17 protein-coding genes and 1 rRNA gene are annotated in these 24,091 nt (G+C 48.0%); 11 read left to right on the forward strand and 7 right to left on the reverse strand.

Features of this window, described 5'->3' with window-relative positions:
• Positions 1-223: 223 nt before the first annotated feature.
• From udk to MH144_RS26070, 4 genes are all read right to left on the reverse strand, one after another.
• Positions 224-856 (reverse strand): uridine kinase, encoded by a 633-nt coding sequence (udk, locus tag MH144_RS26055; protein WP_095293127.1) that lies wholly within the window; start codon positions 854-856, stop codon positions 224-226.
• A gap of 192 nt (positions 857-1,048) precedes the next feature.
• Entirely contained in the window at positions 1,049-1,624 is a 576-nt protein-coding gene (locus MH144_RS26060; RefSeq protein WP_239305187.1) for a VanZ family protein, read from the reverse strand.
• Positions 1,625-1,656: 32 nt separating this feature from the next.
• Positions 1,657-2,778, reverse strand: a complete 1,122-nt coding sequence (locus MH144_RS26065; RefSeq protein WP_239305188.1) for a DUF4179 domain-containing protein — start codon at positions 2,776-2,778, stop codon at positions 1,657-1,659.
• Complete coding sequence (locus MH144_RS26070) at positions 2,762-3,295, reverse strand: sigma-70 family RNA polymerase sigma factor (RefSeq protein ID WP_239305189.1); 534 nt, start codon at positions 3,293-3,295, stop codon at positions 2,762-2,764. The genes MH144_RS26065 and MH144_RS26070 overlap by 17 nt, the downstream gene beginning before the upstream one ends.
• A 341-nt stretch (positions 3,296-3,636) precedes the next feature.
• Between MH144_RS26070 and MH144_RS26075 the strand changes: the two genes are divergently transcribed.
• A complete protein-coding gene (locus MH144_RS26075; protein WP_239305203.1) occupies positions 3,637-4,122 on the forward strand; it encodes a hypothetical protein in 486 nt (161 codons plus the stop codon).
• Between the two features lie 137 nt (positions 4,123-4,259).
• Here MH144_RS26075 and MH144_RS26080 read toward each other — a convergent pair whose 3' ends face one another.
• Positions 4,260-7,277, reverse strand: a complete 3,018-nt coding sequence (locus MH144_RS26080) for a DEAD/DEAH box helicase (protein WP_239305204.1) — start codon at positions 7,275-7,277, stop codon at positions 4,260-4,262.
• Positions 7,278-7,282: 5 nt separating this feature from the next.
• Complete coding sequence (locus MH144_RS26085) at positions 7,283-9,046, reverse strand: SWIM zinc finger family protein (protein WP_239305190.1); 1,764 nt, start codon at positions 9,044-9,046, stop codon at positions 7,283-7,285.
• 278 nt (positions 9,047-9,324) lie between these two features.
• Between MH144_RS26085 and MH144_RS26090 the strand changes: the two genes are divergently transcribed.
• On the forward strand, positions 9,325-10,143 hold the full coding sequence (locus MH144_RS26090; RefSeq protein WP_239305191.1) for an endonuclease/exonuclease/phosphatase family protein: 819 nt from the start codon (positions 9,325-9,327) through the stop codon (positions 10,141-10,143).
• Between the two features lie 144 nt (positions 10,144-10,287).
• On the opposite strand, the gene MH144_RS26095 is transcribed toward MH144_RS26090, so the two are convergent.
• Entirely contained in the window at positions 10,288-11,115 is an 828-nt protein-coding gene (locus MH144_RS26095; protein WP_239305192.1) for a methyl-accepting chemotaxis protein, read from the reverse strand.
• Between the two features lie 249 nt (positions 11,116-11,364).
• Between MH144_RS26095 and MH144_RS26100 the strand changes: the two genes are divergently transcribed.
• The 9 genes from MH144_RS26100 to MH144_RS26140 all read left to right on the forward strand — a co-directional run.
• Positions 11,365-13,287: an S-layer homology domain-containing protein gene (locus MH144_RS26100; RefSeq protein ID WP_239305193.1), complete on the forward strand. Its 1,923-nt coding sequence runs from the start codon at positions 11,365-11,367 to the stop codon at positions 13,285-13,287.
• Between the two features lie 304 nt (positions 13,288-13,591).
• Positions 13,592-15,931, forward strand: coding sequence for a glycoside hydrolase family 88/105 protein (locus MH144_RS26105; RefSeq protein WP_239305194.1), 2,340 nt, complete (start codon positions 13,592-13,594; stop codon positions 15,929-15,931).
• 197 nt (positions 15,932-16,128) lie between these two features.
• Positions 16,129-17,463: an ABC transporter substrate-binding protein gene (locus MH144_RS26110; protein ID WP_239305195.1), complete on the forward strand. Its 1,335-nt coding sequence runs from the start codon at positions 16,129-16,131 to the stop codon at positions 17,461-17,463.
• A gap of 86 nt (positions 17,464-17,549) precedes the next feature.
• Positions 17,550-18,461: a carbohydrate ABC transporter permease gene (locus MH144_RS26115; protein WP_239305205.1), complete on the forward strand. Its 912-nt coding sequence runs from the start codon at positions 17,550-17,552 to the stop codon at positions 18,459-18,461.
• Positions 18,458-19,306, forward strand: a complete 849-nt coding sequence (locus MH144_RS26120) for a carbohydrate ABC transporter permease (RefSeq protein WP_239305196.1) — start codon at positions 18,458-18,460, stop codon at positions 19,304-19,306. The genes MH144_RS26115 and MH144_RS26120 overlap by 4 nt, the downstream gene beginning before the upstream one ends.
• Positions 19,307-19,331: 25 nt before the next feature.
• Positions 19,332-21,215, forward strand: coding sequence for a cache domain-containing sensor histidine kinase (locus tag MH144_RS26125; RefSeq protein WP_239305197.1), 1,884 nt, complete (start codon positions 19,332-19,334; stop codon positions 21,213-21,215).
• Positions 21,212-22,816: a response regulator gene (locus MH144_RS26130; RefSeq protein WP_239305198.1), complete on the forward strand. Its 1,605-nt coding sequence runs from the start codon at positions 21,212-21,214 to the stop codon at positions 22,814-22,816. Before MH144_RS26125 ends, MH144_RS26130 begins: the two co-directional genes overlap by 4 nt.
• A 20-nt stretch (positions 22,817-22,836) precedes the next feature.
• Positions 22,837-23,385: a GNAT family N-acetyltransferase gene (locus MH144_RS26135; protein ID WP_239305199.1), complete on the forward strand. Its 549-nt coding sequence runs from the start codon at positions 22,837-22,839 to the stop codon at positions 23,383-23,385.
• A 641-nt stretch (positions 23,386-24,026) separates the two neighbouring features.
• A 16S ribosomal RNA gene (locus MH144_RS26140) occupies positions 24,027-24,091 on the forward strand; the annotation flags it as partial.

The following is a 24,091-nucleotide window of genomic DNA, read 5'->3' on the forward strand; positions in this document are numbered from 1 at the left end:
TTTAAGGTAGAAGTGCTAAATATTTAGTTACCAAGCTCATATATTTCAAGAATAACCCATTTTCACCCATTTGAAAAGAGAGAAACAGAATAATACCAAAAATCCAGACTGCACGAACGCAGCCTGGATTTCAGTTCAATTTACATTGAATGTTGTAGCCGATCCGAGCCTACTTCTCTCAAACCAGAAGAGGCAGCCGGCTGTTACTTCGACATTCGATATCCTATGCGCCGTTCCATTTCTCTCCGGTCAGATACTTCTCGGTCAAAATCGACAACATCTGAATGCCAACTTCGTTATGTCCGCCTTCGGGGATAATAATGTCTGCGTACTTTTTGGAAGGCTCGATAAAGGCATCGTGCATGGGTTTGACGGTCTCGAGATATTGTTTGTAAACGGATTGAATCGTACGTCCGCGTTCCTCCATATCCCGCAACACTCTCCGCAGTATACGAACATCGGAATCGGTATCGACAAATACCTTGATGTCCAGCAGGGCACGCAGATGTTCGTCGATGAGTACATGAAGACCTTCTACAATGACGATATGGTTCGGTGCGAGTTCAACCGTCTCATTGGCAGCACGGTTATCTATGGTGAAGTCATATACGGGAGCATATGCCGTTTGTCCTTGCTTCAGCAGGGTAAGATGCTCAATCAACAGATCATTGTCGAATGCAAACGGATGATCGTAATTGGTGAGTCGACGCTGCTCTGGAGTGAGCTGTGATTGATCTTTGTAATAATTGTCCTGGGATATAAACGTCACTTTGCCTGATCCAAGACGGTCGATGACGGAGCGAGCTACCGTCGTTTTACCGGAGCCGGTCCCTCCGGCGATACCAATAATGAGCATGGTTGTTCCATAAACCTCCCTAGATTGGCAGCATGATCAGTAGATGGAGAGCGTCAAAAATGAGCCCTATCTGCATGTCTGTCTGCGAATACACAATTCCTCAATTGTATCACAGCTTGCTGACTTTTTCATCTTAAGGAACAGACCATGTTTTGCCTTTCGGGAGGCATACTCATTTTCAGATTTACGATTCTAACGCATAGTAGAGCGCTTGTGCCCTCGCATCGTCCAGGGAAGAATCAGGTTCTGGCCAATCAGGCGAATGAGCAGACCAAGAATAACAAAACCAATCACACTTCCTGCCGTATTTGCAATCAGATCATTGATATCGGTTGAGCGGCCATTCCCCAGAGTAATCCGGATCACAAGCTGCAATATTTCAATAGTGAAACTGAACATTAGGCCCGCCACTGCGGCTTTACGTATCGAGTCAACCGAAGGTCTCAAAAGAGGAAGCAGAAACCCCAGCGGCATAAACAGCACAATGTTCAGCAGGAAGCTTGGCGCATCTGCAGTCAGCAGCGGAACCCATTGTAGGTTCTTGTACCAGGGTGTCTGGTTGGCATAGATTCCGATGTTCACATCGATTGGGAAAAATACAAAATGCAGCACGCCCAGCATGTATATAGCGAATGTCAGCATCAGCATATACTGTTTGCTCGTATATCTAACGTTGCTCACCCAGGCGTGGACCACCAAAGCGAGCAGAATCACAATGAATAGTGGACCAAGGACACTTATAGATGAAATGGTAAATTGAATGGACATGCGATGGCCCCTTTCAAGGAAATGAGTTCGAGCTAGTGGAGCTGAATTTTCATTTCCATTCCCTGTATAAATTGATTGTCTTGGACCTCTTCGGTAAAGTCATCTTTCACTTCAAAAGGTTTCACTACCAGGTATTTTACATCCTTCGCTGTTGTCGCATATATGCTTTCCCATTTCAACTGGTTATCTTCATATAAACCCTCGCCGCTGAGTGCAGTCAGTTGTCGGCCTTGATCATCATAGATGGCAAACCTGATGTCATGCAGCTGTTCTTCTTCTTTGGCAGTCAACGTTTCTTTCCCATTCAAACCGATGGCGGCCGTTAAGCGTGTCGTGATCGGAGTAACCTCGGCTCTCGTAACAGTGGCGGTAAACAAGTCATTCTCCATGACAGTATCAGGCTGAACCGTGTAGGTGCCCGTTGTTGATTTGGTAAAAGGAACGGTTAACTCAAACTCATGATCAATGCCTTGCAGCGTCAACTTAACCTTGGCATCGAACTGATCTGGGAAGGCGCCCTTATGATCCGTTGGGATGACCTGTTCAAAAAGCAGGGTATCCGGCTCGTTCGCCCCGGCTGAACTATAGAAGAGACCGTCATTTGGGCTAAACCCGTTTACATTGAGGGAAACGTTGTCGACTCCGCTGCTTAGCTTCACAATGTCTTTGCCGTTATCATACATGCCCTGATTCAGGTTGGGAGCCGTGACATGAACCAGAAATGCTGCACGTGTGCCATCGTATACGGTTTCCAGTACCTTGAATTTTACATCCTGATAAGCAAAGGAACTGTTTACTGGAGTAGTCAAACCTTCGTTACCCGCTGTTCTCAGACCCATATCCGCTTCAATCGAGCTGAAGAGACTGCCTACGAGCGGAATGTTGCGCAAAGAATCAGCCATAGCTGGAGATACAAATCCGGATGCAAATACGGTCACGCCCAGTACACCTGCTGCAACGGCAGCCACTGCGGTACGGTGCATTCCTTTGTTAACTCGGCGCGGACTCTGAGCCTTTTCACTATTCAGACGGTCGGGTGATTCGGGAAGGGACTCCAGTGTGGCATCAATTCGAGTGCGTACAAGATTAGACATGACAGGGCGCTCCTTTGCTTGTTCTTTTAACTTCTGATCGATATTAAATGGGTTTGACATGCAATTTTACCTCCCGAAAGTTTTTGAATTTTTGGTACAGTTCCTGCCGTGCCCGGCTAAGCCTCATTTTTACCGCGCTCTCGGATATATTCAGCGTATCCGCTACCTGACGAAGGGTTAGATCCTCAAAATAATGCAGCACAATGACGATTCGTTTCGATTCTTCCAGTCGATCAACTGCTTCTCTCATATCCACCTCGTCGTAGGGGCTGGATACTTCCTGCTTGGCGGGCACCTCTGCATATGATGTAGAGAGGGAGCGGCGGGAGAGCATGGTATTACATTCATTGATGAGGATGCGGAACATCCAGGTCTTGAAATACTGCGGTTCACGAAGCGTATGGATGGATTTATAAGCTTTCAGGATCGTCTCCTGAATGGCATCCGCCACGTCCTCCTCTTTTCGCAGCATGGATTTTGCTGTATTGTATAGGGAATTTTCAATTTCTCGGATGAGCCTGATAAAGGCGTTACGATCTCCCTGAATGGCCTGGTTGACGAGATCGGTCGGGTACATGGATAACGCTCCTTTCTTGTGTAGGGGATAACAGCTCCCTGCTTGGTTTTTACATGAATTAGACCTTCGGTGAGCTTATATGGTCACAATTATTTTTTAAAAGGATATGTGTTGCTTAATATGGACGCTTGGCAACGGGCTTTACCCTTCAGTTGGGTAGGGGATGATCAGGCTACGGGGGAGAGGAGGACTTTCGTACGAAGTTCGTATGAGTACTCAGCTGCTGTATCAATTTTGTCTCAATATTCCTGGTTTGGGTTGAAGGATCTAGGACCTTTGATATAATGATGTCGAATAATGTCCGTTATATAACTGTAACGGGATTATTACAATTCAAGGAGGTGATACTTTTGAAAAGAAAAGGCAGATTTATTTCTTCTGTTGTTATGGCAACTATTACGGCAGTATCGGTTGGTTCTTTTGCTTTTACAGAAAGTACATATGCGTCTTCAATAACCCAGTCACCATCAGGCATTTCATCTATCAATCTGCAGGGAATGGACCTGGAAACCGCACTTATGGCTGTTCAGCAGCAGCGTTCCGCGCTGATTGAATCACAGCTGCAAGCCCAGTTGGAAGCAGTACAGAGTCGCAATGCAGCGATTGCGGAACTGAATGGGAAGCTTGCACAAGCCAATGAAAGTGGGGATTTTGAGCTGGCGCAGTCTCTCAAAAACCAAATTGATGCTCTCTCCAGCTCCCAACAGATGGACATGCTGCGTTTGCAATCCTTGTCCAACAAGCGTAATGAGGCTTTTGACGTGATGACGAACTTTATCAAAAAAATGCAGGATTCCAGATCATCCATCATCGGCAATATGCGTTAATCTACACTTTTTATCTGCCCCTTTGTGGTCAACGGAAGGTCATGTGGTATAACAAAAAGCGAAGTTCTCGACATAGCGTCGGTAACTTCGCTTTTTCTGCTGTCTTATCCATTAGCCTATATAGCGGCTTCTGAGTCTTAACCCGACCAGTCGCGGCGGCGAGTAAAGAGATCCTTCAGCTCGTCCGTTGACAATTCGGTAATCCAGTTCTCGGAGCTGGTGATAATATTGTCGCTAAGCTGCTGCTTGCTCTCCAACATCTCGTCTATGCGCTCTTCCAGCGTGCCGAGGGAGATAAACTTGTGCACTTGGACATCCTTCGTCTGTCCCATGCGGTATGCCCGGTCGGTAGCCTGGTTCTCCACGGCCGGGTTCCACCAGCGATCAAAGTGAAATACATGATTTGCAGCGGTCAGATTCAGACCCACGCCGCCTGCTTTGATGGACAGAATGAAGACGGATGGCTGTTCATGCGCAGGCAGTGTACGGGACTGGAACTGGTCAATCATGCGATCCCGTGCCGTCTTGGATGTGCCACCATGCAGATATAACACCGGCTCCTGCAGTTCCTGCTGGAGAACCTGCTGCAGCATCTGACCCATACCGATGTACTGGGTGAAAATAAGGCAGCGCTCGCCCTCTTCACGAAGCTCACGGACAAGCTCCATCAGCCGTTCCAGCTTCGCGGAGCGGCTAATCAGCATCGCCATGTCCTGTGGACTGTACAGGTCATACTCCGTCTTGGAGCTATCCGAAGACAACGTCTCCGGCAGAGCTTCCTTCGTCAGGAGCAGCGGATGGTCACACAGCTGCTTGAGCTGGGTTAATGCAGATAGAATCGCACCTTTGCGCTTAATGCCTTCCAGTTCTTTCATTTTATCCATCAGTGCCTGCACGGATTGATCGTATAGGGCACTTTGCTCGCCGGTAAGATGAATGTAAGTTTTCATCTCGTTTTTGTCCGGCAGGTCGAGCTGGATATTCGGATCCTTTTTCTTGCGGCGAAGCATAAATGGTTTGACCAGCTGCTGCAGATCAAGCATGCGCTGCTCATCCTTGTCTTTCTCAATCGCGCTGATAAACCGGGTTTGGAAAGCACGTGCGCTGCCAAGGTATCCTGGATTAATAAAATCATAGATGGACCATAGCTCGGCCAGCCGATTTTCAATCGGGGTACCTGTCAATGCGATACGGTGTTTAGCTGGGAAACTGCGTACCGCCAGGGATTGCTTGGTTTGCGCATTTTTAATGTTCTGTGCCTCGTCCAGACAGATGGAAGCCCAAGTGTATGTCTGTAACATCTCTTGGTCCAGAGTGGCCGTGGCATACGACGTAATGATGATATCGACCTGTTCGGTCAGTTCCTTGAATGCTTCTCCGCTAAGTCTGCGTGCTCCGTAGTGCAGACTGACATTAATCGAAGGTGCAAAACGGCTGATTTCTTTCTGCCAGTTGCCCAGTACCGAAGTGGGACAGACGAGAAGGGCAGGAGCATCCCCGGGTAACCGCTGCTGATTCTCCTTGAGATGCAGCAAATAGGTAATAAATTGAATGGTCTTGCCAAGCCCCATATCGTCCGCAAGGCAAGCTCCAAGGCCGAATTTGCGCAAGAATCCAAGCCATGCAAATCCCTCTTTTTGATAGGAGCGAAGTTCTGCATGCAGCCCCGCCGGAACGGGAAGGGAGGGAGCCCCGCCTTGTCCGCCGCCAAGCTGTGCAATGATCTGGTTCAGGTGTTCATTCAGCTCGACCTCCAGACGAATGTTCTCATTAGACTGCGGCTGCTGCTCCTCCTCGGTTTGCTGTCCTTCCTTCCATTTCTGATTACGATATTCACGCTGTTCATTTTGCAGCAGATGCAGGTGCAGAATATCTTGAAACGACAGCCCCTGTTCCCGATCGACACCGCCCATGGCCCGCCGAATCTGCTCCAGAAGGGCAGGGTCGAGTGGTACCCACTCTCCGCGGAACCGTACCAGCCGCTCGTTGCGGGCAACGAGGTCGGCGAACTCCTCTTCACTGAGATCGGTATCTCCAATCGCAATGCGCCAGTCAAAATGAATGATCGAGTCCAGTCCGAAGAAGGACTGTCCGCGTTCACTGCCTTCTTCCGGCTTTACCTTGGCACGAAGTTTAGGTTTCTTTTTACGGGCTGCTTCCCACCATCCCGGTAGCAGTACCTGCCAGCCTGATTCCAGCAGTCTGCCGCTGTCAATGGTAAGGAACTGCCATGCATCCTGATCACTGAGCGGATCGCTGAGCACATCACGGCTCCCACTGGTGGAACGGCTGATTCGCGGCAAATGTGCACGCAGCTGCTCCAGCCACCCGGCAGAACGGTCAAGGATAAATGCTGTCCACACCTCCGGCCATTCACCTTCAAGCCTTCCGCGGGAATCGAGCCGGACGGGAATCAATGAAGCAGCATCCAGCTTATCCTGCAAAACTACACGCAGCCGCCATGCGGGTTCGTCTTCATCCGGTTCCAGCAATTGCAGAAGCGGGCGGAACGGGGCAGCGTCTGCTTTCCATCCGATGGAGACAAGCCAGGCCTGGGCATCCATTCCTGCTGTCCTTGGTGGTGTCCCCCCTTGAGGGAACAGCTGAGGGAACTCGCGCCGCAGATCGGTTGCAGCTTCCTCAGTGTTATACCACCGCTGGAATACAGTAGCAGAATAGGCGGCATTAAGTCCCTCGGCGTAGCTCTCGTCTGTCTCTTCGAGGGCTTTGCTCAGCGCGGATCGTTCCTGTGGCTTCATGCTATCCGGGTCCCAGCTCCATTGCAGCTGACCTGTACGATAAGCAGCGAAGCTGGGGACATATTTTCGATTTTCAATGGTTGAAGCAAGTGCAGAAGCAAGTCTAATCAGATGAGCTGCCTGCTCGTCCCATTTCCATTCAATGTGCAGCAGCGTGTGCATCTCTGCGAAGAAAGGAATGACCTCTTCTGCAGGCAGTACCACCAGATCGATATCTTCAATCTGTCTCGTCTCCAGCTCGGTTCCGTAGAAGGACGGAGCATGCCAGGCAAATAGTCGCTGCTTAAGCGACTGCCCCGATACAAAATGATGAGTATTAAGTGCTCCATAAAATAAGGCGTCACCGTATCCGGTTAATGCGACGTGGACTTCAATCGTTTCGGTATAGGGATGTATAAGGCTCATGAGATCAACTTACCTTTCCGAAGTTCTTCCTGCAGCGCACGTAGTCTGCTATTCCGCACAGCCAGTGCGGTGATGAAATCTTCCCAGCGTTCCTCTTGCTTCAGTTTTTTGTAGATTTTGGACAGCCGCTTCAGCAGCTTGACCGCTGCCTTGTAACCGTCTCTGTTTTTGTGTCCGATGTATCGTTCCACGGCCTGATGGTAGAACGGAAGCAGGAGCTCCGGTGCATCTTTTTCAATCGGCTGCAGCACTGCCACGCGAAATTCAAGCGGTTCTGTCTCCGTACTCAACTGGAAATCAATCCAGCGCCGCCACTGTCCGCGGCTATGCATAGCTTCTTCGTAAGCCGGACGGGAGTGAGGGAGCATGCTGACCAAGGTATCCCACATGTGATTTTCCATCTCGGGAAGATGCTTGATCGTCATGTCCCAAAGCTGCATATAATCCTGCAGAGGTTCATTCCGGCGATTAGCCAGCAGTGGTCCAAGCTGTGCAAGCCATGCACCGAGCCTCTTCCAACCCGCTTCATCCGCGAGCACATGCAGGAAATGCAGCAGATGTTCTGCCGGGATGCCGTACGCCGTACTCCCACTCGTCAACCGCTGCCAGGCTTGCTCGTCCTGACGCAAGTGGAAGTATATCCAGCTTTGCGCGAGCACAAGTGGCAAGGGCGCCGATTTTCCAGGCTTACCGGACTGGCTACTGCCTGTCAGATTGGCTACACCTAGCACACGATCTCCGTTATTGCTTGGTGTGTTCAGGGCAGTTTCTTTCAACTGATCTTCGATGTCCTGTAAAATGTTCAGCTCCGATATGAGCAAATGATCCTTTTGTAAGTGAGGAACGATCCAATTTAGCCAAACCTGCCGATAGATCGGCGTGAACAGCATTAATGTGGATGTCTCGGACATCATCTGTGCGCGGAGGTACGTTATGGTTTCTTCAAGCCGCTTCCACAGCTGCTTAAGCTTATTGTCCGGTAGCTCAGCGGATTGAAGGGGGCGGCTCAGTACCTGATCCATGCCTTTCTGAAGTGCATCTACAGCAAGTTGTGCCGGGTAACTTAGATAGACAGGTGTATGGCTGATTGGATGACGAGAAGGGACGCAGTATCGCATAAGGTACAGATGTACATGGAATTCAAATAGCTGATCCATCCCCGCGGATAATTTGGGCTTAATCGCATACAGTTCATCGGCAGCTTCTTGCACATATGTTGTACTTGGCGTGCCTGTACCCAATCGGGCCAAACATCGTTCGAACAGTTCATGCCACTCCGTAATTTCCAGGCCTGCAAGCTCTGATGCCCGTTCCCTGATCTGACTGTACTGTTGATGAGGGATATCCGTATCCTGCTCGGATACCACATCGGAGCGAAATGCAGACATGGAAGCTGCGGGTTTTGGTGCCTGTTTCAAAGCGGTGCTGGAATGAGCATTAACGATGGCATGCACGGGCCTTTCCAGCAGCTCGGCATAACTCATCATAACGGCAATGATATGTTTACAGCGCGAACCCACCGGGCAGGTACAGTAGCTGGTGGGCAGAGACTGGACGCTTAAGGTGACGTTATACTCTTCAGAGCCCTGCACGTCGGCAGTGATTCCGTGATGTTCCGTTAAGGTTAATGATCCAACACGTTTCTGTTTATAATATTGGAATCCGCGCATAATCGTCAGATTATTAAAGTGCTCGGCAACCTCTCGAATCAATTGCTGCCACTGCGCATCATCCAGATTCATGTCAATCGGTATGTTCATCATTCCATCTCCTGGGCAATCATAGGTTTAACGATCCATACGCCTTGACGTATGGTGTGGATTTTCTGTATCCATCATATCAGTTATGGGTGTCCACGTGCATGGATTGAGAGAACTTGTAATAGACTTTTTGATCATTATAAATGGAACAGCCAGGGGTGGATTTACCCACCTGCATGCGTTATTGCTCCATATTGTGTATGCTTAGCGTATGTATTCCTATCAGGAACGATACAGGCCTTGAAGCGGTCAATTTCAATCAACAGGAGAGAGCATATATGAAAATACTTACGTTAAATACACACGCCTGGGCGGAAGAAGACCAGTTGAACAAGATCAGCCAGCTGGCTGATTTTATTAATACACATCAGTTTGATGTAATCTCCATGCAGGAGGTCAATCAATCCATAGAAGAGTCGGCATTGTCTGCAGAACACTTGCAGCATTTTATCTCAACCGATCCTGATGCCGTGATCAAAAAAGACAATTACGCTCACGTCTTGCTGACGCAACTGACCGATACCTATTACTGGACATGGGTGCCGACGCATATCGGATTCAGCAAATACGATGAGGGTCTGGCGATTCTAAGCCGTACACCAATTACAGCTTCTTTTGAAGAATATGTTTCTCACCTGTGCGATTATAGTAACTACCGGACACGCAAAATTGTGGGCATACAGACGGCCGTTGAAGGTGAGGCAACGTGGTTTGTGAACGGGCACTATAACTGGTGGGATGATGAACAGGAACCATTCAAGGGACAATGGGAATTAACGGAGAGCAAGCTGGCTCCATACTTGGATCAGCCTCTGTTTATTATGGGAGATTTTAATAATGTTGCGGAGGTGCGCGAGGAGGGCTATGATCACATCATCAGCCAAGGCTGGAATGATCTCTATACCACTGCCGAACAAAAGGATGATGGAGCAACGGTAGTCAAAGCCATTGCGGGTTGGGCTGACAACAAACGTGATCTGCGGATTGATTACATTTTCTCCAAACATCCAGTGCAGGCGAAGTCCTCTACTGTCGTGCTTAACGGCAAGAACGGCCCGGTTGTATCTGACCACTACGGGGTGGCTGTGGAAATTTAGCAAATGATTCTGATTGTCCTGTAGCAAAAATGAAAAGCCTCCGCTGGCTTCCGTCACAAGGAAGTCAGTCGGGGGCTTCTTTTATTGAATGCATTATGTACATTTGCGTTTTATCTATTTGTCCGTTCTATTATCTTGCTATTCCTACTCCAAGGCCAGCATCTCGGTCACGAATTTTTTCAGATTCGCACTGGTTTCGCTGAGCTGCTCAATACTTTGCATAAATTCACTGACCAACTGTGCCTGATCCACGGTTGCAGTTGTGATCTGCCCGATCTCCAGCTCCATATGCTTCATTGAATCTTGAACGCTGCCTAGCGAGGTTTCGATATCTGAGGCTGCCTGTTTGGTGTGATCCGATAGCTTGCGAACTTCACTGGCAACAACACCGAACCCACTTCCCAGATCGCCGACGCGAGCGGCTTCAATCATGGCGTTCAGGCCAAGCAAATTGGTTTGTTCAGATACTTCGCGAATCACATTGGTTACCTTGGTCACACTGACTGAATTCTCTGCGGCTTGTTTGGAGTTGCGCAAGATCTCTTCCGAAGTAGCGGATAGTTCCTCCGAATGGGCTGCAATCTGCTGAATACCACCAAGCAGGGCGTTAATGGTTGCTTCATTTTCACTGATTAGTTTCTCAAGGGTGATATGGTTATCCAGCGCGTAATTTACGCCCAATATGCCAACAACCTGGTCGTTCTCTTGAATTGGAATAAGAATGGCGTCAAAAGGTCTGCCTTGCAGATCGCCTGGCATTCTTGCCACGGTACGGGAATTCCGGTTTGTCAGCATTTTGAAATTCTTATAGTCTTCGTGCAGCTCGTCTCCTACTTTGACACCAATCTCAAGCCCGATGGCCTCGGCGAAATATAACACTTTCTCATGATCATTAATGGATATGGAAACATCGTCACGAAACATCTGTCTTACAAAAGGCATAGCATTTACCAAAGATTCAAGGATACTCAAGGCTCATCTTTCCTTTCCAATACAAAAAGTGGAATTTCCATTCTAATACCTTTATCGGCAGGCCATTCCCATTTTTAAACCGATTCTCTGATTTTGTCGATATTAGACGATTTGTTCAGAATTGGTTCAGAGCTTCCTTATATAATGTGCAGGACGTGATATGCCTGTATTTATGGATTGAAGTTGAATTCCATCTGTAGTATCCAGGCTGGGATGACGCTTATATATTTTGGATTGGGGGAGCTATTCTTGAAAAGACATCATTTTATCTGTTCGCTGCTTGCAGCTTCATTGTTAACAACACCTTTGTGGAACACACAGGCCAATGGGGCAGCCGTATTTACGGATATTGAAGGTTCATACGCCAAGGACGCGATTGTAAGACTGCAAAATGAAGGTATCGTTACTGGAATCAGCGATGTTCGCTTCAATCCGGCAGGTGAAATCAAAAGACAGGATTTTGCTGTGATCTTGGCCAAAGCATTAAAACTGGATACATCTAATGTACCTTCCATTCCGACATTTTCGGATGTACCTGTAAATAGCTATGCTTACGCTTCAATCGAAGCCGGGTATCAAGCGGGATTATTGAACGGCATGGGTAGAGGGGAATTCGGCACGGGTCAGACGTTATCGAGACAGGATATGGTGGTAACCCTGATGAGAGGGCTGGGGATGGACGTAACGGGCAAAGCAGCTTCATTAACGTTCAAGGATAGCAGCAGCATATCGGATTACGCTAAGGATGCAGTCGGCGCTGCCCAGGAAGCCGGATTCATTGTGGGAGACAGAAATAACATGTTCAATCCAGTGCTGCAGGCAGACCGCCAGGCGGTAGCTCTGACTGCTTCCCGTTTTCTGCAGGCAATAGAGGAAAGGCTGATTACACAACCTGAACCAACACCAGTACCGGAAACTGAGCCGGAACCAGAACCAGCACCTGCCCCAACTCCATCGACAACCACGAGCAGCGGGGGTTCATCGTCAGGTAGCAGTAGCGGAGGAGGCACCATCCCTTCGGTACCGGCTGACATATCAGCACCAACAGTGAATGTGAACCGGATTTTCTTTAACGATAACTACAGCGGAACACAAGATCAGCTTTGGGGAGAGGCAGGAGCAGTAAGCGAAGCGGGAGCTGTTGTTAAGGCATATCCGTGGAAAGATCTCAACGAGAATGGAAAAGTGGACAGCGATGAGTTGAAAACAGCCATTGTGCTTGGCGAGAGCTTGAGTGATGGATCGTTCGCAGCGGGGGATATCGGGGATTATCCAGCCGGGATATACCGGTTTATTTTGACCGCTACAGACAAGGCAGGCAACGAATCTGCCCGGGACCTGGCGAGTTTGTTAAAAATCAAGCTGGTCCATAATGAGCAGCCGGCACTGGACGTTGAGGCCCCTACTGTGGACGTTAGCAAATTTAGAGTTATTGATAACTACAATGGCACGTTTGATCAAATTCAGGGTGAGCCAGGGGCCGTTGGAGAAGAGAATGCCATTGTGGCTTTCTACAAATGGTCTGATGATAATAATAACGATATCGTGGACGAGGAAGAGCTTGCAAGTCCTCTTCTGCTTGGCTCTAGCCAGGCTGACGGTTCACTGCCTCCGACCATTTTGCTTAACCTTCCACCAGGAGACTATAGATATGTGATTACTGCCAAGGATCAGGCTGGTAACGAGTCACCTAGAGATACTGAACATGTGTTTACATTTACGCTCGTCAAAGGTGATGCTCCCGTAGATGTTCCTACTTTAGCATCGAGCCATTTTGGGTTTGATGGCAAAGAAGGTAAAACAAAATATCTCCAAACAGAATATCAGAATTTCCCTTTTACCTTGAATTATAGTCTAGGGGAAGAATTTGTAGATGGTACGATTGAATACTCAACCGATGCATTTAAGTTTAGTGTAGAGGATTCCTATGTTATAAATGGCGTTCTTTACAGCATTGATGACAGTCAGATCAGTAATGATGGGCATACCCTTAGACTTGATAAATTAAATTCAGGTGCTGATACGGTAGTCACTTTGAAATTGGGGAACAAAATGAATGACGTAAGAAAGCAGTATGATATGTTTATTCGAGTGGATGCAGATGGGAACGGACTGGCCAAATCTGAATACGCAGAAGATAAACTAATCATTAACTTTACCATATTCGGATGAATTGCATCTGACCGGCTTACAATTTTGTGGTCCGGTTTTTTGCTGGGGAAATGCAAGGGAGGATCAAAATTCAGAATTATGAAAGCGCAATCAAATTTCTGTAGCCACCAACAAACCTGTCAGTTATACTGGGGATATTATTCGGCTGTTTTGAAATAAGCTTGGAGTCGTACGCTTACGATCCAATTGCCGTGGTAAAAGGGTTTTTCTCACAAGGGTTAAGCGCTATACTTAAACTGTATGCTTGCACAATTACGTTTGAAGAGAGAGTGTTCATTCCATCTGGAGAGGACTGTGGCAATCCATGACAACGTATTTTGATGAACCGCAGAGTATGTACTACCGTTTTGGAGAGGATCAGGATCAGATATTGAAGGTGCTGGCTGAGAGGTACATCGGTGCCAATGCGCAAGCTGACTTTGTATATCGGGTGTTCCAGAAGTCGGGTATTCTGCAGAATGAGAAGGGGTTGTATGACTTCAATCTGAGCGAACGATTCACGGATACCCACAAAGGACAAGTAGCCTATGCTGCTGCCCTGGTATGGGGAGATGAGAATCGAAACCTGGATGTGCTCATTCGCTGCTATGGGCCAGTTCGTTTCTATTTTAATGATCAGCTGGCATATCGCTCAACGGTAATGGACGAGATTAATCCGGACGCCACGGTAAAATTGGGGATCGACATCAAGCCCGGCTGGAATACGTTATTGCTTGAAATGAAATATACCCCTGCCGGCTTTGGATGCCAGTTTGGTTCGGATGAAGGGAAAGTGCGCATTTTGAATGTGCTTGCGCCTTTTCAGGAACGTCAGGGACAAGCTGGATGGATCTATACGAAGCCTATTGATCAGGAAGAAGCTGCCAGTGCGCTTAGTACTTCATCCACATCCGGAAGCATCCAACCTAATTGGAACCTGCTTGGCCAGGAGCAGGACAATACATTGGAGTGGCTTCCGAATAGGGAGTGGTCCATTGAACAGCAGGCCAGACCGACATTGGAGCGATTATACGGGGATGTTTCCGGACAGCGTGCCTATGCTTGGACCCGAATAAACAACAGGGATTCAGCGGGAAGCCCCACATGCTTATCCGGTCATTCTTCCGGACCGCTAACGATCTGGGTAAATGGCAAGCCAGCTGTACAGTTACAGGAAGCAGGATCATTCGAGTCTGAAATTCATGCACCTTATGGTCAGAACGATCTATTGGTATGCAGCGAATGCAGCAGCTCGAACACCGGGCCATGGAGTTTCACCCTGAACGCGACCGTGAATGGGAAGCAGCTTGACTTGGAGCTGCCTAAACATGTGCATGGAGCTTCGGGACAGAAGTGGATGTATGTTGGTCCTTTCCAAGCTGGAATGGAGCCGGAAGTGCAAGATTTATTGCGGACCGACTGTGTGTACAGGATCAATGCTTCACCGGGCAGCAATGAAGACGATAACCCAAACAAGCATGCAGAGCATACCTATTGGCAGCTGGATCAGCCAGATGCATGGATTCGCCCGTATTATGAAAATGCAATGCTTAGCAATAAGTGGACGGTTGGCAGTGTGACTAATTACGGCCGCTGGGATTATCCGCTGGGTGTAACTGTTTATGGACTCCTGCAAACGGGGCGTTATCTGGATCGACCCGATATCATTCGTTATGCAACAGAACATGTGCAAGCGTGCACCCGAATGTATGATTACTCGCTATGGGATCGGGAACAGTACGGCTTCCCGGCAGTTAATCAGCAGCTGGTCATGATGAAAATGCTGGATAACTGCGGCTCTTTTGGTTCAGCTATGCTTGAGGCATATTCGGAATGTAATGAACCGACATTTGTACCGATTGCCGAGCGTATTGCCGATTTTATGCTCTTCCGGCTGGAGCGGCAGGACGACGGTGCGTTTTATCGCGAGTGCATTGGGGAGTTTGCCGAGAATACGATGTGGGCAGATGATCTCTACATGAGTACCCCGTTTCTGGTCCGGTATGCTCGCCTGACTGGGAAGCAATCAGCGCTGGACGAGGCAGCGAGACAATTTTTACTTTATCGCAAATATCTGTTTATGCCTGAGTTCAAAATTATGTCTCACGTATATGATTTCAAATATGAGCAAGCGACTCACATCCCGTGGGGACGTGGGAACGGATGGACACTGTTTTCCCTGACTGAAGTATTGGAGGCTTTGCCTGTAGAGCACCCCGATCGCCCGGCCTTAATCCATTTCTTCAATGAATTATGTGGTGGTTATGCAGCTTTGCAGGGAGAGGGGGGATTATGGCATCAGGTGCTGAACGATACAAACACGTACCAGGAAGCTTCCTGTACGGCCATGTTCGCATATGGGTTTGCGCGGGGCGTTCGATTCGGCTGGTTGGAACAGCCACAGCGTTATATTGAAGCTTCAGAGCGGGCCTGGAGTGGATTGACCCGAACAGCTATCGACCGCCAAGGCAATGTACATGGAGTATGCAGTGGATCCAGGTATGCTTTCACGGCCGAATATTACGATAAGGATCTGCTGACTGTAACAAATGACAACCATGGGATTGGCATCATGATGCTGGCAGGTACCGAAGTGGCGAAAATGAAAGAGCACTTGGCCAGGCAGACTACAACTCCCGCTAAAGTGACACAACCCTCAACTTGAGAGAAGATGAGGTCTCCCATGGAGATGATGCATCCTTGACATGACAAACCGCCGGAGGATTTACTCCGGTGGTTTTTACTCCCTAACCCCTTACTTTTTTGACAGGAAAGCTTACTTTTGTTTATGTCATGAGCGGTAATACGCCGTTACAATAGTTTTGTAAGCGATTCCATGATAAAAGGGGAGAAAATTCATTCATGTTGATCACTAAAAAATGGGTAACCCTGTTCTGCATGTCCCTGTTGTTATTGGCTACAGCCTGTTCCGGTGCATCTTCCGGGTCTACTGCTTCATCTGGTGAGGAAAGTAAGGAAGCTGCCTCAGGCAACATTCAACTGCGCATGACCTGGTGGGGGTCACAGACTCGCCATGATCTGACGACCAAAGTGATCAAACTGTTTGAAGAGAAACACCCTGGTATTACGATCAAACCGGAGTACTCTGGCTGGGATGGATATTTTGATAAGCTGACCACGCAGGTAGCTGGTTCGAATGCGCCAGATATTGTCCAAATGGATTACGCTTTTCTTACCGACTTTGCCCGGCGTGGTGCACTTCTCGATCTGACCCCATACAGCGAGAGTAAAGAGCTCCGTACAGATGACCATGACGCGAGCATGCTCAAAGCCGGATCAATTGATGATAAATTATACGCAATTACGTTAGGCGTAAATGCACCAGGTGTCATTTATGACGCAACCTTGTTGAAGGAACTCGGGATCGAAGAACCTCAGGAGAGCTGGACGTGGAAAGATTTCAGTGACATTGCTGCGCAGATTGCAGCAGCCAAAGGGGAAGGATTTTACGGTTCAGCGGATATTTCCGGTGCAACCAATATGTTTGAGGTATTTATTCGCCAAACGGGTAAATCTCTGTTCGATTCCGGAACGATTACAGCTACGAGCGAAGAAATGCAGCAATGGTTCGATATGTGGGGTGCTCTGCGTGCGAATGGGGGCGTAACATCAGCAGAAGTGACGGCTTCCACAACCAATGCATTGGAGACACGTCCGATCTCGCTGGGAACGGCTGCTATGGATTTTGCGTGGTCCAACCAATTATTGACGTTCCAGCAGGTGAACAAAAATCAGGATCACAAGCTTGGCATACAAGTCATTCCTCATGCCGTGGATGAGAAGCAGATCGGCGAATATTTGAAACCAAGCCAGTTTATCTCTGGATATGCAAAGACCAAGCATCCCAAAGAAGTAGCCATGTTTATTGATTTTATGGTAAATGACCCGGAAGCAACAGCCATACTTGGTTCGGAACGTGGCGTACCTGTCAACTCAAGCATCCGTGAGCAGTTGCAGCCAACGCTACCAGAACCGGAACAGGCCATCTTCCAATTTATCGACGTCGTATCGAAAAACTCCAGTGAAATTGATCCGCCTTACCCGCAAGGATTTTCCGAAGTGGATACCAGCTTCAAGAGTGCAAGTGAGCAGATCGCTTTTGGTCAAGGCAGCACATCGGATGTGATTGCCCAATTCATTGAAGGTGCCAAGGCGACACTTGCAGCCAGTCAATAAAGTCTTGAACAGATCCAGACTTCAAAATCCGCGGGGAGGTTGTGAAGATGAGTACAACACAGGTCAGTCAGGCCCGAACCGAGCGTATGACTGCCCGGCGGGTGAAACGAAGATATGCACATAACGGAGCAGCTCTTCTGTTTCTGGCCCCATGGCTGGTTGGGTTATTGTTTCTGACCCTAGGCCCAATGCTGGTTTCATTATACATTTCGTTTACAGACTACAGTATCCTGGCCGCCCCTTCCTGGGTCGGTCTGGGTAACTACACGACCATGTTTACATCGGATAAGCTGTTTATCCAGTCACTGAAAGTGACCTTTACGTATGTTGCGGTGTCCGTTCCGGTTAAATTGATCTTTGCCTTGCTGGTGGCGATGCTGCTTAATAAAGGTATTCGCGGGTTGGGTATTTACCGGACCATATATTACATTCCAACCTTGCTTGGAGGCAGTGTGGCCATCGCCATGTTATGGCGGAAAATGCTGGGTGGGGACGGCCTGCTCAATGGCGTGCTTGCCATGGTGGGTATCAAGGCACCGGATTGGGTTGCTAATCCGAAGTATGCGTTGTACTCCATCGTGCTGTTATCCGTATGGCAGTTCGGATCGTCCATGATTATTTTCCTGGCAGGCCTGAAGCAGATTCCACCTGAATATGATGAGGCTTCTGCGGTAGATGGTGCTGGTCCGTTCCGGCGTTTCTTCAATATAACGCTGCCGATATTGTCGCCGGTTATCTTTTTTAATCTGGTCATGCAATTAATTACGTCTTTTCAATCGTTCACGCAAGCCTTCGTTATCAGCAATGGCAGCGGGGGTCCTGTAAATTCGACATTGATGTACTCCCTGTATCTGTACAAGAAAGGATTCTCCTTCTTTCAGATGGGTTATGCTTCCGCGATGGCCTGGGTGCTGGTGATCCTGATCGGCGTGTTTACATTGCTGGTATTCCGCAGCAGCAAGTTGTGGGTCCATTATGAGGATGGTGGAAAATCATGATAGGACAACGGAATGCTGCTGCTTGGGTAATGGCAAAACATGTTCTGATTTCCGGAATTGCCTTCGTCATGCTGTATCCAGTGCTGTGGATGCTGGGCAGTTCGTTCAAGCCGGGACATATGATCTTCACGGAGACGTGGTTCTGGCCGCAGGAATGGAACTTTCAAAATTACATGAACGGCTGGACGGGAATCCAGGGTAACCCGTTCTCCCGTTTTCTGACCAACTCCATTGTCCTGTCACTGGGTGCGGTGCTGGGTAATGTGGTCTCCTGCTCAATGGCGGCGTACGCCTTTGCGAGACTGAATTTTCGTTTCAAGGCAATCTGCTTCGGCCTGATGTTAATGACGATCATGCTGCCACATCATGTAACGCTGATTCCGCAATATATTCTGTTTAACCATTTGGAGTGGGTGAATACGTACCTGCCTCTGGTGGTGCCCAAATGGCTCGCCACGGATGCCTTCTTTATTTTCCTGATGGTTCAATTCTTCCGCGGTCTGCCCAAAGAGCTTGATGAGGCGGCAACCATTGATGGCTGTGGGCCTGTACGCATTTACACGAAGGTCATTATCCCGCTGGCCTTTCCGGCGCTGGTGACCACGATGATCTTTACCTTCTTGTGGACATGGGATGATTTCTTCAGTCAACTGATCTATCTGAGTGATGTCAGCAAGTACACGGTGCCGCTGGGCCTGCGCTTGTTTCTGGATTCCAGCTCCCAATCCGATTGGGGTCCGATGTTTGCCATGTCCGTGTTATCGCTTGTGCCTTGTTTCATCGTATTTATGGTCTGCCAAAAGTACTTCGTGGAAGGGATCGCGACCTCCGGGCTCAAAGGATAATTTCCAAACGAAATGAGTTGGTTTGATGGGGAAACGAAGATTATCCCTGTTCATCAATCACAAACTGCAGCAAAGCAAGCTCACCACGCTGATGGTGACTTGCTTTATTGCGTTTAACCTGCTGCTTGTATCGGGCATCGTCTGGCTGGCATATCAGTCGTTCTCTACCGTAACCTTTACCGAGATCAGCAAAGCACGGCTGGCACTCCTTAACGAGAGTACCCGGCGCGGTTTTGATTTTATTACTGGAGTGACAGGAACCGCCTATTCGCTTGCGAGCAACAGAGAGCTCTCAAGTTTGCTGGAGACAGCAGGAACAGGGAGGCTTACACAGATTCACCAAAGACGGGAGTTAGCCAAAATACTGGACCATACGCTTGTGGTTAGTGAAGGAATCACTTCCGTGGAATTGTATACGGATGCGTTCAATGGGGTTACCGTCACGATGGCTGACCGGATCTTTCCGGTGGATACGATTGCCGGGGACTCATGGTTCACAGCTCTGGAACATGCAGATGCAGCCTGGGTACCTCTGCGGGAAAATGAATCAGGACATTCCCTGGTTGGTTACGCCCAGCGGATCTTCGATAGTCGTGGTAGTACGGCGGCCTATGTCCTAATCCGTTTGAGTCGTGCCGATATTGTACGTCGATTTGCGGACATGCCCATGGTATTGGATGGACAGGTGCTGCTCGTGGACACGGCGGGTAACGTCATTATGCAGATGGGTGATGCAGATCCGGTAAGGGCTTATGACCAACGTTCCAGTGGTAATGAAGATGCAGTTGTAACTGACTCGCTCCTGCCAGTGGATACAGCCGCTCGGGGAACGCTACCAGTCGTGGACAGTGAGTGGATTCAAGAACATGCCGAGCAGAATGAAGATGGATTCGAGGTGGTCTCTGGTGATGGTGGCGGTGCGCAGCTTGTGCTGTATTCCAAGCCCGCTACACTTCAGTGGCGTTTGGTACAGACGATTCCTGTACATACACTGCTATCTCCGGTCAGGTACGCCGGATGGCAGGTGCTCGGTATTGCTGTGGTCGGACTCGTATGTTCAGCCGTATTCGCGTATTTGTTTGTTCGGCGCATTATCCGGCCCCTTCGTCAGCTGATTAAGCGAATGAGACAGCTTGAGAAGGGTGACTTTGAAACGAGGGTACATCTCTCCTTTACCCAGGAGTATGCTCATCTGGCTTATGGCTTCAATCATATGGCTTCAAGACTGACGGAATTGATGAATCGGGTGAAGGAGGAGAGCCGCGCCAAGCGAGAGGCCCAGACAAGTCTGCTGGAAGCACAGATCAAACCTCATTTTCTCTACAATACACTGGATATGATCCACTGGCGTGCGCTAGATTATGAAGCCAAAGACATAAGCCGCATGATTGTTCAGCTCAGCAAACTTTTACGCATTGGCCTTAGTGGAGGCAAAATGTTCATTAAAATTCGTGATGAGCTGGAGCATGCCCGTTGTTATGTCAGCATCCAGGCCGAAAGATTACCTTTCTCCATTCATTATGCAGAACAGATCGATCCGCGTGTCCGAAGCTGTTACATCCCCAAAATCATTTTGCAGCCGTTTATCGAAAATGCAGTCATACATGCAAGTCCAAAAGATGAGACACTTCAAATTCGTGTGGATATGAGGGAAGACACTGACGACCCATCCAGAGTTGTTATTCAGATTATGGATAATGGTCAAGGTTTGCCAGCAGAATGGGGGCTGGAAAGTTCACGAGGCATCGGTGTGAGGAATGTACATCAGCGCATTCAGTTATATTGTGGCAGGGGATATGGAGTTCATTTACGTACAGGTAGTTCGGGTGGTGTGGAAGTAACAATCTCACTGCCGCGTATTGACACGGAAGAGCAGTTAAATCTCTGGCTGGACGGTGAAAACAGTTGAAAACCATCATGCTTGTAGATGACGATCCACATATGATTAAGGCTTTGACCGAACATATTGAGTGGCCTTCCCTTGGTTTGAGAATTGCAGGCACAGCTTCCAACGGCGTAGATGCGCTTGAACAATTTGAGCGGCTGCGTCCTGATCTGGTCATGACCGATGTTTATATGCCAGGGATGACAGGGTTGGAGGTAACGCAGGTACTTCGCCGCAATTATCCTCATCTGCCGATTATTATTTTAAGTGGATATGATGAATTCGAGAATGCTCGGGCCGCCATGCGGTGGGGAGTGAATCATTTTCTGCTGAAACCGGCGGAGGTGGAAGAGATCGAATCCGTGCTGCGTGAAGTTCTGTTGGAACAGGAGGTGCGAGAGCGGCATGAGCGGCTGGAGCAGACATACAAGCAGGAGATCGGAAAGGTAGTTCCCTACTTGCGCAAACAGTTTCTGCACGAACTCCTGACTACACGTTATCAGGCTAATGAGTTGCCTAGCGAACGTATGGATTACGTGGGCATTCCCATGTCTGTGCAGATAAGCGCAATTAGTCTGCAGCTGAATCGCCCCGGATTTCTGACAAGGATGAAAGAGCGTGACTGGCAGTTGCTCCGCTACGGGGCGGCTGATATTATTCAGGAAACGATTAAGGAACAAACGTTGAGCTTAACCAACAGTCAGGTAGAGATCCTGGATTATTCAGATCAGGTTTTTGTGTTGCTTCTATTTGGCGGAGAAGAGCTGCTTGAACAGATGTACTCCCTTGTGGAAAGGATGATTGAGCAGGTATTCACGTATCTCAAAATGGAAATGAGCGCCGGGATTGGAACACCCAAAAATCATCTGTGCGAGGTAATGGACTCTTATTTGGAGAGCAGAGAAGCACTTGAGATGGCGGAATTTCAGGGGGGCAGCCGAATCTATCCATACAGCTCAATCGAAAGAGTAGAAACGAGTGTACATGATTATTCCATGTTGCTGCGGCAATGGAACGAGTCCTGGGCAGATATGAAGATTGATATGGCAGAAGAGGTATGGCTTTTGATCCGCCAGATGTTTAAGGTTGGAAAATGCACTGGCCTTCAGGATGTACAGGTTGTGGCCGTAAGTCTTTTCAATACCTTAATTCACGGTTGGAATAGACAATACCCCCTGTTACGCCCGCCAATGGCCATGAGCGAGTTTCTCAGGGATATTCAAACCAAATATTCATTGCAGGATCTGCTATGCTGGATGGATGCATTTATTGGAAACTGGATCGAGCAGACACGAAAAGAGATGTCAGAGAAAAAGAGCAATAAACTTGTCGATCAGGTGAAACAGTATGTGGAGCAGCATTATGCTGACGAAATTAGCTTTGAGGCCATAGCGAAGGGGCTTTTTGTACATCCCAAATATCTAAGCCAGCTATTCAAAAGGGTAACCGGGGAAAACTTCGTGGGTTATCTAAACGGATATCGCATTCAAAAGGCGATAGAGCTACTGCAATCTGGTCATTACATGGTCTACGAGGTTAGTGAGATGACGGGGTTCCGGAATGCGACATATTTTAGTCAGGTATTCAAAATGCTTACGGGCAAAAGTCCATCCGAATTCGGATAGGGGATAGAAGGAGGATAGATATGAAGATTCAAAAACAGGAGTTTATCATAAAAGGAATGGCTTTTTCGATTAGATCGGCAGAAGAGAGGGATGCAGAGTCGTTATCTTCGCTTCGTGTACAGATCGATGGAGAAACGGAGAACATGGACCGAGAGCAGGGGGAAGCTTATATCGATGCAGCGGGGTTCAGGAACATTATCCATTTGGACACAGAGAAAGATCGCAACTTGTTTCTTGTGGCTACTGTGCAGGATGAGATTGTTGGGTACGCCAGATGTGAGGGGTCTGATCTGAAGCGGTTTTCTCATAGGGTTGAGTTTGGGGTGTGTGTTGCTCGAAATTACTGGGGTTATGGCATCGGGAATAAGCTGCTGGAATCGTCACTCCATTGGGCAGACAGGAGCGGTGTTGAGAAAGTGACGCTGAATGTGTTAGAAACCAATGATAAAGCAATAGAGCTATATCATAGAATGGGATTTGAAATTGAAGGTGTGTTGAAAAAGGACCGCAGACATGCGAACGGGGAGTACTATGATACGATTATAATGGGGAGATTCGGAAACAAGTAGGGAAAATCGCAATGGGCCATCACAATCAGGTGTCTAACTATCGGCTTCTACTATTATAGAAGATATATAACGTAGTGCGTGGTTTGAAGATCATATAAGTGGTATAGAAGTCTCCAGGATGCTCTCAACAGTGAATTCAGAAATGCTTCCAAAAAAGAAACTAACGATTCTTGCCGCTACTGTAACAATACATGTCTACCTAAATGGATAGATTGGTATTGGTGCTGAGCTATGTTTGATTAGTATAGATATAGTCTGCACAGTGATGATTGCAGCTGTAATATAGTGAATGTATCTATGTAAATCCATTCATTCTTCGCAAGTTTAATTTGGGATATTTTACATGTAGTAATTACTCTCCCCACATGATATATTATATTTCCGGCCAAGAAAACACGAGAAACACGGTACGGTAAGCTAACTTAACAAGCTTCGAAAGAAACTTAAAAAAAGTGCTTGCCAAATTGGTTCGGACATGATAAGATATAAAAGTTGCTGAAGAGAAAAACACTCGGATGCAAACAACGTTTGATCTTTGAAAACTGAACAACGAGTGAGTGAATGATCTTGCTTGCAAGATCAACAAATGAGATTTTTAATCTCGTCAGATTCAAAATGAGCTAATCGCTCTTTTCAATACTTTATTGGAGAGTTTGATCCTGGCTCAGGACGAACGCTGGCGGCATGCCTAATACATGCAAGTCGA

The organism is Paenibacillus sp. ACRRY (genome assembly GCF_022346995.1).
Classification (GTDB): Bacteria; Bacillota; Bacilli; order Paenibacillales; family Paenibacillaceae; genus Paenibacillus.